Origin of the sequence: Fibrobacter sp. UWB1 (genome assembly GCF_002210325.1) — a bacterium.
Classification (GTDB): domain Bacteria; phylum Fibrobacterota; class Fibrobacteria; order Fibrobacterales; family Fibrobacteraceae; genus Fibrobacter.
On the sequence record NZ_MWQL01000020.1, the window covers coordinates 1 to 18713 of the forward strand.

The window sequence follows — 18713 nt, forward strand, 5'->3', positions numbered from 1 at the left end:
TCCAGCTCCAGCGAAGAAGAAATTGAAAGCTCTTCCTCCGAAGACGAAGAACTCTCCAGCTCCAGCGAAGAAGATGAAGAAGTGAGTTCCTCTTCTCCAGAACCTGATGACATTTAATTTTATTCTCTAAGATTTTTCAAAATTACTTTCGTTATCTACGATGCAAAAAACCACCGGATTTACCCGGTGGTCTTCTTGTATCTAAATTTCTCAACAACCGATTACAGATCGTCGTCAGCGTCTTCGATATTGTACTTCACAGCCTTGGCACCTTCGATATCGGCTTCTACGCCATCGGAGTTGACCGGAAGAACGATAGCGTAAATTGTCGTTACACTTGTGGAGAAATCGTCAAGGTCAAACCTGTAACTCGTTCCGCTTGTATAGGTGCGATAAGCAAAGTCGTTATCGAGATTGGTCTTCACATAAATGTTGTAGCGGGTAACGTCACCTTTTTTGGGTTCATCCCAAGTCAGGACTGCGTAGTAAGAGTAGTCCGGATCAGTTGCGAACATGAGGTCTTCGACCTGGCCCGGCTTATCAGAGCTAGAATCACTGCCGCCAACCGTAAACGAAGAATTGACCGTAGAAGATGCGCCGTCGACAGAGTAAACCGTTCCACGCACGGTGTAAGAGGCATCCTCAGTCCACTTGCCAGAATACGGGGAAATAGAAACGGTACGCTTGTCCTTGCTCAGGGACACCGAGATAAGGACGTTGCTGCTGCCCTTGGACACGCTCCACTTGGTGGTATTCACGGAGTCGCTTTCCAGTTCCGTTGCATACGTGAAGGTAATGTCAGAAGACACATCGATGCTGTTCGTATTGTCATCGATCTTCACGATCTGAGCGGAGCTCTTCACGAGGCTGATGGAGGAAACGTTGATAATATCGCCAGCGCGCATCGAAGTGCCGCCCACGAGTTTGACATCGTTACCCATATAGGTCTTGGACTTGATCTGTTCCTGGCCCACGGAAATCGTCACTTCGACGCCTTCCGGAAGCTTATCGAACGAGTATTCGCCGTTTTCGCTGGTCTTCGTGGTCAGCTCGCACGGCACGAATTCCTTCGGCAGGTTGGCATAGACCGTCACGCCAGAAGCGCCGTTCGTCTTGCCCTTGTCGTCGGTGAACAGCACAATGCCCTTGGCCTGCACGCCGACCTTGTACATCGGGACAGTCTGGATGACATCGCCCACGCGCGGCACATCGCCGGCGCCCTGTTCTGCAAGATTCACGAGAGCATGGACCGTTGCGTAGCCATCCTTGGAGATCTGGTAGCTATGGTCGCCCAGAGCCTGATTCTTCCACACGGAAAGACCCAGGGAATCCGCAACGACGGCCTTGTCGTCAACTACGGAATAAACGGTCACGCCAGAAAGAGCGGCTCCAGAATGATTGTCTACAACCTTGATAGTGATAGTGCCTTCGGCCTTAGCATCGTCGTTGATGTTAGTGACAGTGCTATCGCAAGCCGCAAGGAAAGCCGCAACGGCGGCAAAAGAAAATGCATATTTAAGCTGCATTTGTCCTCCTCTATAAATATTAATGCAAACAAAATATAACAAACAAGACATATAATGTCAACAACGCTTTACAAGAAAAATATAAGCGGCCCATAAAAAAACTGCCCCGTTCGGAGCAGTTTTTCACATTCAAATAGAGAGATTTTTAAGCCATTACCAAATCCGGACGGACCTTCATTTCGTCCAGTTGAATCTGGTGAAGAACCACGTGACCCTGCATAAGACTTTCCTGCACATCGATAATGCGCTGGTTGGTCGAACCTCTGAACTTGATTTCCAGGGACTTCTTCGCCATAATAAACGGACCGTCAATCAGGATATCCGCAAAAGTCAACAATTCGAAGAGTTCCGGGCGTTCATGCATCAAGTCCATGAGACGTTCATAGGTGTAACCCGTGAAAATCACCAGATTCATGCCACGTTCCTTGATTTCGCGGGCAAGGGGAATTAGCGCCTTAGCCTGGTCCATCGGGTCGCCTCCGCTAAACGTCACGCCATCGAGCAGCGGGTTTTCGTCGATCATGTCAAGGATTTCTTGAATATCGATAAAATGCCCACCCTTGAAATCGTGGGTTTGCGGATTGTGGCATCCAGGGCAATTGTGATGACAGCCCTGGGTAAAAATCGTCATGCGGATTCCGGGGCCGTCGACAAACGATTCGGGTTCGATACCCGCAATGCGCAGCCTCGGAGTTTCTTCTTGTTCCATAACGATTTACACACCGTGCTTCACGCGATCGTTCACTTCGGCACGCTTTGCGTTATTGAAGCGATCGACGGTACCGACGAGGTAACCCGTGATGCGACGGATACGTTCGAATCCGATACCTTCACCGTATTTGTTCAATTCTTTTTCAGACATTATTGATTCTCCTTGCTAGAAAATTGTGATTTCGGATTTCAGAATTCAGAATTATTTTTCAATTCCGAAATCTGAATTCCGCATTCTAAACTTACCTGATTCCTTTGAATGCGGGCATTCCCGGATAAAGTCTACGCAGTTCCTTCAGTTTTTCTTCGGAAATGGCGTGGCCTTCGCTACGTCCGCAACGCGGGCAGCTGTCACCGATCACACCCACGAATCCGCAAACCGGGTCGCGGTCCACCGGGTGGTTGATGGAGCCGTAACCGATACCCACCTTGGCCATGTGCTGCACGATCTTTTCGAAGGCATCCAGGTTCTGCGTCGGGTCGCCATCGAGTTCGACGTAGCTGATGTGACCGGCATTGGTGAGTGCGTGGTACGGGGCTTCCAGAGAAAGTTTCTTGAAAGCCGAAATCTTGTAGTACACCGGAATATGGAAAGAGTTGGTGTAGTAATCGCGGTCGGTAACGCCCGGGATAATACCGAACTTTTTCTTGTCCATGCGCACAAAGCGGCCAGAAAGGCCTTCAGCAGGCGTTGCAAGCAAGCTGAAGTTGAGGCCTAGGCGTTCGGATTCCTTATCGCAGAATTCACGCATGTGGCCGATAATCTTGAGGCCGAGCTGCTGGGATTCTTCGGATTCGCCGTGGTGCTTGCCCGTAAGCATCACCAAGGTTTCGGCAAGGCCGATAAAGCCAATGGAAAGCGTACCGTGCTTGATGACTTCGCCAACGGTGTCTTCCCAACCGAGCTTTTCGGAATCGATCCAGACGCCCTGTCCCATGAGGAACGGGAAGTTCTTGACCTTGCGCTTGCTCTGCACGGCAAAGCGTTCCATGAGCTGGTCGCTCACCAACTGCAGCATGCGGTCGAGTTCCTTGAAGAACAGGTCCACGGACTTCATCTTGATGGCGATACGCGGAAGGTTGATCGAAGTAAAGCTCAAGTTGCCACGGCCGAAGCTGATTTCGCGGCTCGGGTCGTAGTGGTTACCGATCACGCGGGTACGGCAACCCATGTAGGCAATTTCGGTTTCGGGGTGGCCCGGCTTGTAGTACTGCAAGTTGTACGGGGCATCCTGAAAGCTGAAGTTCGGGAACAGGCGCTTGGCGCTCACGCGGCAAGCGAGCTTGAATAAGTCATAGTTCGGGTCGCCCGGCTTGAGGCTGATGCCGTCCTTGACGCGGAAAATCTGAATCGGGAAGATTGCCGTTTCGCCACCACCCAAGCCTTCTTCGGTGGTGAGAAGCAGGTTACGCATAGCCATGCGAGCTTCGGGCTCGGTACACATACCGTAGTTGATGCTGGAGAACGGAGTCTGGGCACCGGCACGGCTGTGCATGGAGTTCAGGTTATGAACGAAAGCTTCCATAGCCTGGAAGGTTGCCTTGTCGGTTTCTTCGTAGGCCATCTTTTCGGCAAACTTCTGGGCGTTCTTCACCGTTTCTTCGCCATAGGTCTTGGAGAGTTCGCGGGCTTCGGCTTCCACGAACTTTTCGTTCGGCACGAGCGTTGCGACCATGCCCATTTCAGCCATTTCGGTATGGAGCTTCTTCACAATCGGCAGGATTTCTTCTTCGGTCTTGCCGGCGAGAAGAATGAGAGCCTTGACCATGTTGGAAAGGTAAGCCTTGCGGTAAGTGATGCGCACGCCGTCGGCCATGGCATAGTCAAAATTCGGAATGGACTGACCGCCGTGCTGGTCGTTCTGGTTAGACTGAATGGCAATAGCGGCCAAAGCAGCGTAGCTACGGATATCCTTGGGTTCACGAAGGTGACCGTGACCGGTGTTGAAGCCGTTCTTGAAAAGCTTCTTGAGGTCGATCTGGCAGCAGGTCATGGTAAGGGAATAGAAATCCAAATCGTGGATATGGATATCGCCTTCCATGTGGGCGCGGCTGTGCTCGGGCTTGAGCATCATCATGGTGTAGAAATGCTTTGCGGATTCGGAACCATACTTGAGCATGGTACCCATGGCGGTATCGCCATCGATGTTCGCGTTTTCACGCTTGAGGTCGGATTCCTTAGCAGAACTGAAGGTAATGTCGCGGAGCGTATGCATGAGGCGAGTGTTGACTTCGCGCACGCGGGTACGTTCGGCACGGTACAGGATGTAGCTCTTGGCGGTATCGGCATAGCCACCTTCGGTAAGAGCCTTTTCGACAGCGTCCTGGATTTCTTCGATTTCGGGAACATTCTTGCCTTCGGATTCAAGTCGGCCCACCACATCGGCGGACACCTTGAGGGCCGTGCTCGTAAGCACGTCGTCGTTTCCCAACAAATTCAACTGACTCTGGGCGGCCTTAATCTGTTCGTCGAGCTCGCCCGATGCGCGGAATGCCTTGACAATGGCGTCGACAATCTTTTCAATGTTGAACGGCATCTCACGGCCGTCGCGCTTCCTTACAGAAACTATCATCTACCAATCCTTGCTGCCCGGCGAATCAGCCCCGAATTGCATAATTGCAGGCGAAACTCGTTTCGAGCATACTTTTTTCTTTCATTTCCGGTATTTACTATATCTTGTGTCTCAAAAGAAGCTCGAAGCACAAGATATGGAAAACAATATAACAAATGTATCTGTCATTGGAAGACATTTTTCAAAAAAACAGCGCTTTTTATGTAAATTTAAGCTTACAAAAACTAGACTTATCAACAATCCAGAAAACAGGCTTTTAAAGCGGCTTTATACAAAGTAAGCAAAATAAAAGCTAACGCCTTTATTTATAAGCAGTTAGCGAATTTTACCCTTCCGGACACTTATCAACATAAAAATGAAAGTTTTTTATAAACTATGTCTTGACAAACACAGGCCTTGTGATTAGCCTGTATTATTGGAGTAATTCTACCACCAAATGAACCGATGCAGAGATGCTTACGGAGTCCGCGATAGACGAAAGAAGGGCGTCTTCGCTATAGTCGTTGAACTTGGCTACCCCCAGGACTTGCCGTCCGTGCATAAGGTCGCTACCGCCGTTTTCGCTGACCGAGATTACCTTGCCAAGCTTGCCGCCAACGCTTTCGGCGTAGCTTTCTGCCTTGTCCATAGCCTTCTTGCCCACCGAGAGTATGATTTCTTTGCGCAAGGAATCTTCGCCCTTGAGACGGGCTGACGTGCGATCGATTTCGACATCAAGTTCTGCAGAAAGGACAGCGACTGCCGCGGCAGCCACAGACCTGGAAGAACAACGAATTGCAAAGGACTGGCTCACCACATAGCCCGTAAGACTGCGGGTACCCTTGTCGTAGGACCATTCCTTACGCATATCAACACTGTTCTGTTCGATATCCGCATTCTGGATATCGAGTTTACTCATTTGTTCAAAAATCGCCTGGCGACGGGTTTCGAGCTGTTTGAAAAGCAGTTCCTTGTCGCGACCGCGCAATTCAAGCATCGCCACCGTCACGAATTCGTTCGCCCCGTACTTGCGGGATTCCGATGCAGACACCTTTACCGTAGACATCTGCGCGTCGCTTACCACAGACGGGACCTTCAAGGATTTCGGCATTGCATTCTGCATTGCATTTTCCTTGTTGGTCGTAAGCAGCAAGAAGCCGAGCAACACGACTAGCAGGACGAGTCCCAATGTAACTTTGTTCATATTCAACCCCTATGACAAGTTCATTTATTTGTTGAAACCAGGTTGGTGACCGTATTAATAAGCAAAGCCATCACGATTGTCGTCGTCATACTGATAAAGGGCAGCCAAGGCCAGCTAAAGATACCACCCAATACAGCCGGCACCCCAAAAGCAGGAATGCCTTGAACAAGAATCAAACTACCCATGCCGCAAATCACGGCAACGACAACAACCCAGCCGCGGAGTTTACCCGCCCCCGTACCGAAGATTTTATCGGCATAGAAGGCAAGCAGGAACATGCCGAGAAGCGGCCCCGTGAAAAGCCCCGTAAAGAAGAGAGCATTCTTGAGAAGGCTCCCCTGCTGGGTTGCTGCAAACAAGGCAAAGAAAATGCCCAGCACACCCCAGACTACCGTCCAAATCTTGGCACGCTTGAGTCCACCGATTCCGGCGTTTTCGTCCCAGCCCAAAAAATCACGTTCAGACGTATTGCCCAAGGAATTGATGGCGCTCGAAAGGCTACTCATGGCAGCCGCACAAATGGCTGCAACAATCAGCCCCGTCACGCCCACCGGAAGTCCATTTACAATAAAGTAAGGAAACACATCGTTCTGTCCCAAGCCTTCAGGAAGCACCGCCGCATGGGCTTTCTGGTAATAAACATAGAGAGCGGCACCTACCCAGTAGAACAAGATAGAAACGGCACAGCCAAGCACCATCGAAAGAATGCTTGAACGGTTCGCCGCCTTCACGTCTTTACAGCTCAGGTAGCGCTGCACAAACTGCTGGTCGCAACCGCGAATGGCAATTTCAAGAACCGCATAGGCAAAGCCCGCCGACACAAGCGTGCGCGCATTCGAAATATCCATCGAGGCGTCCCACCACTTGGTCTTGCCCGCTTCGCTTGCAAGGGCCGCCATTTCGCCAAAGCCTCCGACCGCATTCGAAATCAGAATCAGCACCAGCACGCCGCCGCCAAAGAAGACGACAAACTGCATCACGTCGGTCCAAATGACCGCCTTGATACCGCCAAACCAGGTGTAGAATATTGCCACCGCCGCCGACACGATAATTGCAAGTTTCAAGTCGATATGCAAAATCTGCGCAAGCACAAGCGACGGCGCAAACAGGAGGATTCCCGTACGCAACAGCAAGTGCAAGCAATAGAATATAGCGGCAAGCCTGCGCACCGGGCGGGAGAATCGGACTTCGAAAAGTTCGTAGGCGCTGTTAATGCCAGAAGTCCGGAACTTGGGGATAAAGACAAGCCCCACTACCACAATGCTAATGAAGGCGCCAATCTGGAACATGAGGAACGTCATGTTGTCGCCATAAACATCGGCAGGTGCCCCCAAGAAGGTCGTCGCACTCACGGACGTCGCAATAAGGCTAATGCCCACGGCCACCCACGGAATGGAGCCGCCGCCCAACATGTATTCCTTGAGATTCTTATTACCGCGCGAGACAAACAAGCCGATCGCGATTGAGAGTAACAAGTATGCGACTAAGACAATCCAATCGAGCGCGGTAAACATGCTATACACTCACGGGTTCAGATTCTTGTTTTTCGAACTGCACGACCTGGTTGCGACCGCCTTCTTTAGCGCGGTACAACGCCTGGTCGGCATTGTTGATGGCCTTTTCCAAGTCACCGTTAAAGTTCTGAGTCAGCAAGAACGCGCCGATACTTACCGTCACGCGCAAGGGTTCTGCCTGGTGTACATCGAACACGAGCTTTTCGACCGACTTGCGAATGCGTTCAGCAGTTTCGATCATGCCGTCGGCATCGGTATCGATCAAGGCGACCACGAATTCTTCGCCGCCAAAGCGGGCCACCACGTCAATTTCGCTGCGGATTTCTTTACTGATGGTGTCGGCAATCCCCTTGATGACCACGTCACCAATCGGATGGCCATAGGTATCGTTCACATGCTTGAAGTGGTCGATATCCATCATCAAGAGGCCAATGCTGTACTTGGCGCGGTCTGCACGAATTTTTTCGGAGCGCAATTTTTCAAACATGGTCTTCTTGTTGATGAGACCCGTATGTCCGTCGCGCATGGCCTGGTCGCAGCCCAGTTCAAACTTGCGGGCGCGATTGTAGGCAAAGCCTGCTACGCCGGCAAAAGCCTTGAGCAATTCCTTTTCATGATCGTTGTACGGCATGGAGCTGCTGCTTTCAAGGCAAATCGCAATTTCGGCGGTATCGGAACCATGTTCAGCCGCAATAGGCATGACCAAAATCTGGCGCAGGTTCAGGTTCTTGCGTTCCGAATCGTTCAAGCGCGGCAGGTAATCCTTGAAGCCCGGCAAGAACGAGCGTTCCATGGGGCGGTTGCGCATCAGGGCCAGCACAAACACACCCTTGTCCGAAAGCGTAAACTTCTTGTTCGCAAACTGCTCGGCATCTACACCGTCGCAGTACACCACGCTACCATTCATGTCGTCGCCCGGATCCATGGCAAGAATCGTGAGGCGGTCGTAGGCCATGTTCGCCTTCACGTAATTGATAATCTGCTTGTAGATGTCCTTGACCGACATGTTCTGGAAGAACTTGCGCAGGTAGCTGTAAAGTCCGCCATACTGCTGCAGGGCAATATGCTTTTGTGCCGAGTAGAAACCCTTGTAGTCGAGCATCGAAATAGCGCTTGCGATAAACTTGAGCGCATTAGCCGTCATGTCGTTAAACGCATTCGGGTACACGGAATCCATTACAAGTGCACCTACGCGAAGTCCAGAGGCATGATCAATCATGGGCACGGCCACCACCGACTTGATGGCAGGATTGTCCACATAGTACATCACGCTCTTCGCACCCGGAAGGTCACCTTCCAGAAGGCGGTTCACGTTACTGCGGAACAGCTGGCCCAAAAGACCGGACGTTTCGGTAATGCGCGTGCGGAGGTTCACCGAAATTTCCTTGTCATTTGCAAAATTGCGAATACCCCATTCCCTCTGGTTTTCCATCTGCGTAAACACGATGACAGAATTCACATGCGGAACCACGATCTTGAGCGCAAGCAGCATGTCGGTCATGGAACGGTTGATGTCAGCGTTAGCGCGGGCCCAAACCTGGCTCACCTTGAGGGCGGCTTCGGGTTCATTGGCCATACCCCTAGGCGCATTGGAAAATTCGTTCTGCAAGGTCGGCGTAATAATCGGGTTGTTCGTCGTCGAACGCTTCTTGAAAATCGTCGGAATGGGAGCTGTTGGAGGCTGCTGGGAATTCGGGCCGGCAAGGCGCGGGCGGTTCATGCAGGCAAGCACAAACGCAACGACGGCGAAGGGAATCAGGAACAGGAACATTCCCCCCTGGAATGCAAGGCCAAGCAAAAGGCCCGCGACCACGAATAAAATTTCAGCAACAGACATATCTTTCCCACTATAAACGGAAGGAACGGTACAGCATTACGACCGAGACGCCGCCATATACAAAGTGGCTAATCCATGCCGCCCAAAAAGGCGAAAGCGCACCATTTTCTCCCATCTTTAAGCCGATTCTTTCAAGAATATAATAGCTAAAAACAATCAAGAGGCCAACCCCGAACTTCTGGGAAAGGCCCCCAGAGCGACTATAGCGGTGGCAAAGCGCTGCTCCGATGAGTAGCACAATCAAATTCATCCAATGGGCGGAACGCTTAAACTGGAGCGCGGTTTCCATAGCCCGGGTATCTTCGCCCGAACGGCGCAACACGTTGATTCTAGCCATGACCATCTTGGAATCCATTTCATCGGCGGTCTGGCGTTCGTTAATCAAGTCGCCCGGATAAGTCGTTACCTTGTCGCACAACTTTTCGCGATGAATCGGGTAAACGTTAACTGTACCGTCTTTATGGAATTCACGGCGGAGCCCGCGTTCAAATTGCCAGCAGCCCGGCGGCGGGTCTATGCTAGAAAGCCTTGCAATCGAATCGAGCGAATCCTTGGGAGCATCTTCAATCCAGCGGACCAGTTTTGCATCGTAACGCTCTACCAGGCGGCCATCTTCGCGAAGGAGCAAAACCACGTCGCGGCCAAAGCGGCCCTTGCCGGAATAATGCCTAAAGAACCAGCTGGCCCGTTCGCTGTCGATAAAGGTAAAGTCGCGTTTTTCCTTGATGCGCGGATTCTTCTTTTTCTGGGCGTTGGTCTCCATGGTTTCAAGGCGCTTGTGGTTCGCGTCAGGGAGCCAAAGTTCGCTCATTTCGTAAGAGGCAATCGATACGATCACGCCGAACACGAAAATCGGAATCAACGTCTTGAACGGCGCCTGGCCGGAACTCTGCATGGCACTCATTTCCAAATGACGCGTCATGTTACCGATCGAGGCCAGCACAGCAATGAACAAGGCCACCGGCGAAATCAGGTAAATCATGTAAGGCAGGTAGCTTACATAATAGTCTATCGCATCCTTGGTGTCGCGGGCAAGCCAAGTCTTGATGTTACCCACAAAGTCAATGACCGCAAACATAAGAATCGCGCCCAAGAGCACCAGCAGGAACATCTTGAGAAAATTCCACATCATGTACCGGGAGAATTTCATCCAATCCTCCTGGTAAAGAATCCGAATATCTTCTTGAAGAACCCGCCCACCGCGCGAATCGCCCTAAAGAACTTGGAATCGCCCGAGAAACGGTCGCGCACCATGGCCACCGTAATGAATATGCCGAAGGTGCCTATGATAATGTTCGACGCCCACATAGCAAGCACCGGATCTATCAAAAGTCTATCGGCCATGTTTTCGCCGCCAATCAGGCAAATCCAGTAAATCACGAAGAACGCAAGGCTATAAAGAATACCCGTACCGATACCGCCCTTGCGCGCCATGATTCCAAGGGGGGCGCCAATCAGAACAAAGATAAAGCAGGCAAAACCGGTGCTGTACTTCTTGTGGATTTCGACCGTGTACTGCGCCTTGCGCTTGAGTTCCGTTTCCATGCGGCTGTATAATCTTTCGGTTGTGCGAAGCGCCGCAATTTCTTGCACGCGGAGTCGCTGCAAGGACCGCCTACGCTGGATAGAATCAATCTTTGTCCCGCTTTCGACCGATTTCGGAACAATGGAATCGCCCATGATATCTTCGCGCAACGTCACAAGCGTGTTCAACCTTTTTTCGAGCGCCTGATCCCTGAATTCGACATAGCGTTTTTCGGCATCTTCCACCACCTCGGTCATCATCTCGATAGGCATTTCGCGGTCGCTACGGTAACTGCGGCTACGGCGTTCCAGGCGGTCATCCACGTTCTTCATGGCGAGGTCTTGCGAGAAATAACGAATGCGGAAGTAGTTTTCGGGGTTATCGGCATCGGTCATGTGCGTTTCGCCACTGCGCAAGCGAAGCATAAGGGTTGCACCGTTGTCTTCGTATTCCATGGTCGCACTGTCGGCATACACAATACGGGGCGCCCCCTTCTTTTCCATTTCGAAAATCTGGATTCCGTACAAAGTACCCGATACCGGATCGATGCGATTCACCCACAATTGAACATCGGGGAACTGCGTAATGAGCCTGCCCGCATCAATAAACACGTGCGGTTTTTTACGCGACACGGCATTCATGAGTTCGACCGAACGGTGGTTCGCTTCGGGCAGCACCCAGTTGTTGAACACCACCATCAAAACCGAAATCAGCATCGATACCAAAAGTACCGGACGCATGAGCGAAAGCGGAGAAATGCCCGCCGCCTTGCAGGCCGTAATTTCCTGGTCGCCCGAAAGTCGACCGAAGGCCATGAGGCTTGCCACAAGCACGGCCATCGGAATAGACAGCGAAAGCATCCACGCCAGGTTTAGTGCGAAGATTTCAAGAACAGTCGAGGCAGGAAGCCCCTTGGAAAGCACATTATCGAGGATTTTGACTAAAAAGTCCACCACGAACAGGAACGTGATTCCAAAAAGAGCCGCCAAAAAGGGGCCTATGAGCTCTTTCAACACGTAGCGGACTAAAATCATTTTTCTGAACTTACAAAATTTTCTACTTTACGGGGGTAAAATTAGAATTAACCAAAGAAAAAAAATGAACCTGTTCAAAAAGATTCCCCTATTCCTTTATCTTTTGGCCCTTGCAATCGCTTTTATAGGTTGTTCGTCTAGCGGGCAGACCAAGATGAAACACACCGAATGGTGCCGAATTCGCTATGAAGGCGCAGAGGAACTTTTCAAGAAAGAAAAATACGGCCGAGCAACAGACAGGCTCGAAGAAATCCTTTCGACATGCGCCGGCACGGGCTACATGGAACAGGCCCAATTCTTGATGGCCGAAAGCTACTTCAACATGGAAGACTGGATCGAAGCCCGCGGTGAATACGGCAGCTTCATCTTGAACTTCCCGGGTTCGCCGTTCATTGAAACCGCCGAATTCCGCAAGGCTATTTCTTCGTTCAACATGGAATTCCGCGTGAGCCGCGACGAAGCGAACACGACGATTGCCATGAGGGACTTTGAACGCTACCTGTCGAACTATCCCGATTCCCCGCTGCGTGACTCGGTGAACTACTACTACGACCTGCTTGTCGAACGCTTGGCCGAGAAGGAATTCCAGACCGCAAGACTTTACCTGCGCATGGACAAGTACCAGGCCGCCGTGATCTACTTCAAGGAATTCCTGGAAACCTACCCCAAGAGCAAGCGCCGTACCGAAGCCTTGTTCATGATTGCCCAGGCCTACAACGAACTTGACCAGTTCGAAACCGCCAAACTCTACTTGAACATCGCCCGCAACGAAGCAAGCCCCGACGACAAGAAAATCCAGAAGCAGATTGCAAAGACCGAAAAGAAAATCGACAAGGCCGAAATTGCATTTGCCAAGCGCATGAAAAAGGATTCCCAGAAGAAGCGTTTCTTCAAGGAAGACCGCGAAATGCAGAACTAGTGAAAGATGTGAGATGAGAGATGTGAGATGTGCAATTATTCATTTCACATTACACATCACACATTGTGTCAACCTAAGTGGAGTGAAACGGAATCGAAGGATCTGAATAGGTGAAACATCTTTTGCACATCCTCCTTGTGGCGATTCTTGCCGCATCTGCCATGGCCGCCGAAGAGACTTCGACCCGCGACCGTTCCAGGCTTTCGATCTTTTTGCAACCCGCTGTTTCCTTCTTGGATTTTCCGGAACGCAAATACTTTCAGGATGCAATCGACACGCTCTATTACAGCTTTAAACAAGACGCCGTGACCGAAAGCGAATCGCTGAGTGTCGCCAAGCAGGACTTCCAGAAGGTGAACTTCTGCTTCCCGATTTCGGCTGGGCTCCAATACCAGCTTTTCAAGGACAACTTCATTAGCGCAGGCGTAAGCTTTATTTACGACAACGAATCGGTGGTGCTTACCGACCGCAAGAACCGCACCCACAATTACAGCTACACCATTCAGGGCATGCCGCTCTTTTTGGAATACAGGCTCGGCATTCCCCGCAACTTCATGACGCTTTCGGGCGAAAGCCTGTTCAGCATTGCCGTGCGCTGGTACTGGGTATTGCCCGGCACCGAAATCTATACGACCTGGGGCCAAATGGATGCAAAGACTCCGCTCCTTGGCGCAGGCTTTGGCGTAAGCGTCGGCTACCTGATTGCGAACTGGAAAAATTTCAACATTTACGGCGACGTCGGATTCAGCAGCATCAAGGTGGAATCCGAAAAGAAGTTCTCTAAAATTGTCCCCGACGGTCCCGATAAAAAAGCCAAGTGGAATATCGGTGGACTCACCATGCAAGTGCGCATTGGCTTTGGGCTGTGGAACGAGCCTGAGAGCGTCGAAGATAAAGATGACGATGACGACGATGATGACAAGAAATCCCCGGAGGAATAATGAGCTTTATTCCGGGCGAAAAGTTGCATTACGCCGAGACGCATTTCAAGTTTAAACTCCCGTGGTCGCTGCTGTATAAGCCGTGGCCCGAAATTTTGGTCGATGTCCCATTCCAGTTTGTACCGGGAGTCGAGCCTACCGTTTGGATTGTGGTCCGCGACGCGCATCGGTTCCCGACGCTTATCGAGAAGGCGGAAATCAACGGCAAGACCTTTGAATTACAGATACAGGCGAAGGAGCAATTCGGCTTTTACCCCGTGAAACTCGGGAATCTGGAGCCAGGCGTACATGAACTGGACTGCAAGATTTACGCCAAGCGGATTAGCGAAAACGGCGAGCACACCGAGACGAAAGTTTTTACCCGCTGGAATTACCCCGGATTAAAGCCCAAGCCCTTAAAAATTCAAGTGCTTGCCGAAGAGCCGCCGAAAGCCCCAGGATTTGTCGCCGGCGAAATGCATTGCCACACGCATTATTCTGCAGACCATGTGGAACACGGAGCCTCGCCTGCCGTATTGCAACAGGCGGCCAAGGCCGTCGGGCTTGACTTTGTAAGTTGCACCGACCACGCCTACGATTTTGCCTACACCACCGAAGACTATACCAAAGAAGCGGACACACCGCTCACCCGCTTTGACGCCTTGCGCGAAGAAGTCCGCAAACTGAATCAGAATGCAGATATGCCACTTATGATTGCCGGCGAAGAAGTTTCGGCAGGCAACTCCAAAGGCGAAAACGTGCACATGACGGTACTCGGGCCAGAATGCTATTTGCCCGGTCTCGGCGACTGCGGGCGAAACTGGCTCGAAAACAAGCCTACCTTCAAGATTCCAAAACTTTTGGAAATGACTGCGGCGCATTGCTTTGCAGCCCACCCGATGCAGCCCATGGGCTACCTCGAGAAATTCATCTTCCGTCGCGGCTACTGGAGCCACAAGGATTTGAATCTTGAAGCCAACCACAAGATTCGCGGCATCCAATTTTGGAACGGCATTCGCGACGAAGGCTTTAAGCTTGGAAGACAGTGGTGGATCGAGGAACTCGGCAAAGGAAATTTCTTGCTCCCGATTGGCGGCAACGACGCTCACGGCGACTTGAACGACACGACCGCCGTCGCGACCCCGCTGGTTTCGCTGAAGCATAGCCGAGACCATGTTTTCGGGAAAGTCCGCACAGTTGTGAAATTGGACTCAAGTGTCATCCTGAGCGAAGTCGAAGGATCTAAAAAGAATCTTTCATTAGAAGCTTTAAACGAGGCTTTCGCGGGCGACAACTGCTACATTACCGATGGCCCGGCTCTCTGGTGGGAACGCGGCGAAAAAACCGTGACTTTCCATGCTCGCAATACGCAAGATTTCGGCGGAGCCTTCCGTTACATCCGCATTTTCGGGCGCAAGCGTTCTGCAGGCGGCAAGCTCGCCAAGAACGAAACCGTCTGCATAGAAAGCCTGGTATTGCCGCCCGCCAGCACAGACATTACCGTCAATAAAGATGACTTTGCGTACTTGCGCGCCGAATGCGAAACCGCAACCGGCAAGTTCGCAATGACTTCGGCCGCCGTACTTTAGGAGGGACTCATGCCACGCTTTATATCGCCCATGCGCCCCCGCTACATGCGTTCCCCGTCGGATATACCTAAAGAAGGCTTGCAGGTACAATCCATAACGCCGACTCCCGAAGCATCGAAAAATGCAGAAACGAATGCGGCTTCGGTGAGTGATACGCAGGATTCGCCCGAGGCGCAGGAGCCTGAATACCCTGAAATCGTGTGCGTGTCCGAAGGCACGTTCCGCCAGATTCGCGACGACAGCCTGGTACTCCTTTCGCAAGGAATTTCTCACAGGCTCTTGCGCAGTATCGAAGGCCCTTTTTTGATTTTCGTTTTGCCCGAGCACGAAGAATTTGCACGCCTACAGTTGGCTCTTTACCGCAAGGAAAATCCGCCTAAAGAAGAAAACCCGCCGATTCCCTTGAGTTTTAGCTTGCAGCCGCTCTGGATTTTGCTTGCTCCCGTGATATTCACGCTAATCGATTTTTCAGACAAAGTAAGTCTTCATTCACGAGGAATCTCGGATGCTGGCAAGGTCCTTAAAGGAGAATGGTGGCGCGCGCTCACGGCACAGACCTTGCACGGCGACACGCGGCACCTAGCGTCGAATTTACTCTGCGGCTACATCGTGATGAACATGATTACCTTCCGCATTCCGCTGCTACGGCTTGCGCCGTTTATCGCCGTCGCGGCCGCGATTGCAAACATTTGCGTCTCGCTTACGGTAAAGACCGACTTTCGCTCGCTCGGTTTTTCGACATTCGTATTCGCCGCCATCGGTTGCCTCTCGGTAATTGAATTCAGGCTCATGCCCAAAGAAACCCACGGCCTGCTCCGGCGATTCGCGCCGCTCTGCGGCGCGGCATCCCTTGCCGTATTCCTCGGGCTCGGCGAAAACGCCGACATTCTCGGACACGCCTACGGATTTATTGCCGGACTTTTCTGCGGATTCATTCCCAGCAAAAAAGCGCTCCGCTGGGGAACGCCGCTTTCTTCCGTCGACGGAATCGGGCTATTGCTTTACTACGCGTTCTACGTAATCGCGTGGAAAATGGCGATGGCATGAAAAGCCGCACGAAGACCCGTTATTTACACATACAAAAAGGCGGTCTTAGACCGCCCTTAAAGTAAATTTCAATTTCTTTAAATAATTCCGAAATCCGAGTTCCGTATTCCGAACCAACTAGATGTTCAGGAACTTCTTGGCCTTGTCGGCATAAGCCTGGTTGTCGCCGTAGACCGTGAGAATGCGTTCTGCAGTCTGCTTGGCCTTGTCGGCAGCACCGAGCTGTTCGTAAACAAGAGTGAGCTTCCACATGGCGTCAGCAACCATCGGGACCTCGTCCACCGGTTCGTCCTTCTGGAAGCGGTCTTCCTGGTCGCCCGTGCGCTTTGCAAATTCAGAGATGTACTTTTCCAACAGACCGGCAGCGGCAGAGTAGTCACCCTTTTCGATCTTCACAGAGGCAAGACCGTGCATGGCAGCCGAACGGACTAAAGCAACAGAACCGGCATTGTCGAGGCTCTTCTGGAAGAACACAGCAGCGGCGTCAAATTCGCCAGCCTGGAACTTGATGTTGCCAGCGTAAAGAGCTGCCTTGGCCAGAGCCACACCGGAAAGCTTACCGGAATTGATCTTGGATTCGAATTCCACGAAAGCGGAGTCATTCTGATTCGCATAAAGGAGCGTCATGCCCGGACCAAGGAGTTCGGCCTGTTCGGCAGCAGCAGCCTTGCGATAATCACGGAACTGCACCACGCCCACCACAATGACCATCACAACTACGATAGCAGCAATGACCTTGGAGCCGTGTGCGACAAAAAATTCCTTAATTTCAGAATTGTTGGTATTCGATTCGTTTGCCATATTAAACGTCCATGTTAAATTTCGTGCTCCAATCATAGAAAATTTTTAATGTATTGTCAGCACACCTTGACAAATTAGGGCCGTTTTGCTAATTTTGGCCTACCATGCCACTCTAGCTCAGCTGGTAGAGCAGCTGATTCGTAATCAGCAGGTCGGCAGTTCAAATCTGCTGGGTGGCTCGAAAAAATCCCGCTCGTTGAGCGGGATTTTTCAATTTTTAGGGTACTTTGTATATCTTGACCTTAAAGGTGTAATCGCCATCATTGCCTTCGGTTGCATTGGTAATCGCGAAGGCGTAGAAGCCTTCACCCGTTTCAGCATTGTAGGTTGGGGTCTTGGCGACGTAAATTTGGTTGAAGTTCTGAATCATGTTCGTCAGTCGTTCAGCATCGATAGTCTTGAACTTGAAGTCGCTGACATAGGCAGTCGCAGGGACACGATCTGCATTTATGTCTTCCGGCCAGATATCCACTTCATAGTCATCGGTGTAAGGCGCAAAATCTCCGTTAATAATCGGGGAGAATAAGAGACCCGAGCCGCTTTTCGCAGAAAGTTCCGGATTGTTCCTGTCGCCGGCCTTTTCGAAGATTATGTCTGCCGTTGCAGCTCCTGCGGCAGGCACTGCAACGCAGTAAACTAGGTCACCCCCCGGATTCACGTTCGTAGAAAGTTCAACCTGACAAGTTGTCATCGGGATTTCTTTAACCTGAACGGCCGAAGAAGAGGAACGCACATCGCCGCAATAATCGTATGCATCACGTTCAAACGGAATGATTTCGGTTCTCTGGAAAACTCTGTCGCCGGAACTAGCCGTCACAGTAACGATTAGACTGTACGTGCCACATTCCGTAAAGCCCGGATCCAGCAGATCAATGGTCACAAAAGCAGAATTCTTGGAAGTCAGGTCAATGGCATTTTGCGTTGGGAAAGTGATTTTGTTAGAGTTGACAGGTACGTTAACAGCGACCATGTTACCCGGATTACCCTTACCGATCAGATATTCGATTCCGATAAAGGCTATGTTGAAAGAGCTGTCCACGGCGGCAGAGTCGCCGACAACGTCCAGACTGAATTGGCCTTTGAAACGCGCTTCATCACCAACAATACGAGAAGAAAGCTCCGAGGCCGTGATAGTAAAGTCGCTCTGATCAGGAACAACAATCACTAACTCACTGCTACTGGATTTTTCAAAAGAACTACTAGAATCCGTCTCATCATCCTCAACAAAGCTACTGGACGATTTTTTCTCTTTCTTCGAAGAACTAGACGATTTTTCCACAGCAGAACTGCTTGAAGCTTTCTTTGAAGAGCTGCTAGATTCGGCTACAGACTCATCCGAAGACGACAAAGCTCCCGTTCCATCTTCCGTCACAACAGGAGAAGAATCGTCAGAGCATCCAAAAAACATAAACGCTGCTACAAGACTCACTGCAGCAAAGCCACGAATAGATAGACTTTTCATTTTACAATTCCCCACAGGTTAGTTACCTTCACAAAGGTAACTAAAATTATAACAATGCGGAATTACTTTTAT

Annotated in this window: 15 protein-coding genes and 1 tRNA gene; 5 read left to right on the forward strand and 11 right to left on the reverse strand. The window is 51.0% G+C overall.

What is annotated here, in order from left to right:
* Positions 1–221 precede the first annotated feature (221 nt).
* From B7988_RS12815 to B7988_RS12850, 9 genes are all read right to left on the reverse strand, one after another.
* Entirely contained in the window at positions 222–1526 is a 1305-nt protein-coding gene (locus tag B7988_RS12815) for a hypothetical protein (RefSeq protein WP_088658230.1), read from the reverse strand.
* Positions 1527–1671: 145 nt separating this feature from the next.
* Entirely contained in the window at positions 1672–2235 is a 564-nt protein-coding gene (gene nrdG / locus B7988_RS12820) for an anaerobic ribonucleoside-triphosphate reductase activating protein (RefSeq protein WP_088658231.1), read from the reverse strand.
* A gap of 6 nt (positions 2236–2241) precedes the next feature.
* Positions 2242–2388 carry an anaerobic ribonucleoside-triphosphate reductase gene (gene nrdD / locus B7988_RS14960; RefSeq protein WP_072798566.1) on the reverse strand — a complete coding sequence of 49 codons (147 nt, stop codon included), beginning with the start codon at positions 2386–2388 and terminating at the stop codon, positions 2242–2244.
* Positions 2389–2479: 91 nt separating this feature from the next.
* Complete coding sequence (locus tag B7988_RS12825; RefSeq protein WP_088658232.1) at positions 2480–4810, reverse strand: anaerobic ribonucleoside triphosphate reductase; 2331 nt, start codon at positions 4808–4810, stop codon at positions 2480–2482.
* Between the two features lie 412 nt (positions 4811–5222).
* Complete coding sequence (locus B7988_RS12830; protein WP_073320008.1) at positions 5223–5993, reverse strand: SIMPL domain-containing protein; 771 nt, start codon at positions 5991–5993, stop codon at positions 5223–5225.
* 20 nt (positions 5994–6013) lie between these two features.
* Positions 6014–7507, reverse strand: coding sequence for a sodium:solute symporter (locus B7988_RS12835; RefSeq protein ID WP_088658233.1), 1494 nt, complete (start codon positions 7505–7507; stop codon positions 6014–6016).
* Between the two features lies 1 nt (position 7508).
* Complete coding sequence (locus tag B7988_RS12840; protein ID WP_088658234.1) at positions 7509–9344, reverse strand: sensor domain-containing diguanylate cyclase; 1836 nt, start codon at positions 9342–9344, stop codon at positions 7509–7511.
* A gap of 10 nt (positions 9345–9354) precedes the next feature.
* Positions 9355–10494, reverse strand: coding sequence for an LptF/LptG family permease (locus tag B7988_RS12845; protein WP_073319998.1), 1140 nt, complete (start codon positions 10492–10494; stop codon positions 9355–9357).
* Positions 10491–11903, reverse strand: coding sequence for an LptF/LptG family permease (locus tag B7988_RS12850; protein ID WP_088658235.1), 1413 nt, complete (start codon positions 11901–11903; stop codon positions 10491–10493). The genes B7988_RS12845 and B7988_RS12850 overlap by 4 nt, the downstream gene beginning before the upstream one ends.
* 64 nt (positions 11904–11967) lie before the next feature.
* Here B7988_RS12850 and bamD point away from each other — a divergent pair, with 64 nt between their 5' ends.
* From bamD to B7988_RS12870, 4 genes are all read left to right on the forward strand, one after another.
* A complete protein-coding gene (gene bamD, locus B7988_RS12855) occupies positions 11968–12822 on the forward strand; it encodes an outer membrane protein assembly factor BamD (protein WP_088658236.1) in 855 nt (284 codons plus the stop codon).
* Positions 12823–12932: 110 nt separating this feature from the next.
* The gene (locus B7988_RS12860) at positions 12933–13763 is read left to right on the forward strand and encodes a hypothetical protein (protein ID WP_139261040.1); all 831 of its coding nucleotides are present in this window, start codon (positions 12933–12935) and stop codon (positions 13761–13763) included.
* A complete protein-coding gene (locus B7988_RS12865; protein ID WP_073319986.1) occupies positions 13763–15331 on the forward strand; it encodes a PHP domain-containing protein in 1569 nt (522 codons plus the stop codon). The genes B7988_RS12860 and B7988_RS12865 overlap by 1 nt, the downstream gene beginning before the upstream one ends.
* A 9-nt stretch (positions 15332–15340) precedes the next feature.
* Positions 15341–16378: a rhomboid family intramembrane serine protease gene (locus tag B7988_RS12870; RefSeq protein WP_249268998.1), complete on the forward strand. Its 1038-nt coding sequence runs from the start codon at positions 15341–15343 to the stop codon at positions 16376–16378.
* A gap of 117 nt (positions 16379–16495) precedes the next feature.
* Here the strand turns inward: B7988_RS12870 and B7988_RS12875 are convergent, their stop codons facing one another.
* A complete protein-coding gene (locus B7988_RS12875; protein ID WP_088658238.1) occupies positions 16496–17179 on the reverse strand; it encodes a tetratricopeptide repeat protein in 684 nt (227 codons plus the stop codon).
* A gap of 106 nt (positions 17180–17285) precedes the next feature.
* On the opposite strand from B7988_RS12875, the gene B7988_RS12880 reads away from it, so the two are divergent.
* Positions 17286–17358, forward strand: a tRNA-Thr gene (locus B7988_RS12880).
* A 38-nt stretch (positions 17359–17396) separates the two neighbouring features.
* On the opposite strand, the gene B7988_RS12885 is transcribed toward B7988_RS12880, so the two are convergent.
* Positions 17397–18641, reverse strand: a complete 1245-nt coding sequence (locus B7988_RS12885) for a hypothetical protein (RefSeq protein WP_141225675.1) — start codon at positions 18639–18641, stop codon at positions 17397–17399.
* Positions 18642–18713 lie beyond the last annotated feature (72 nt).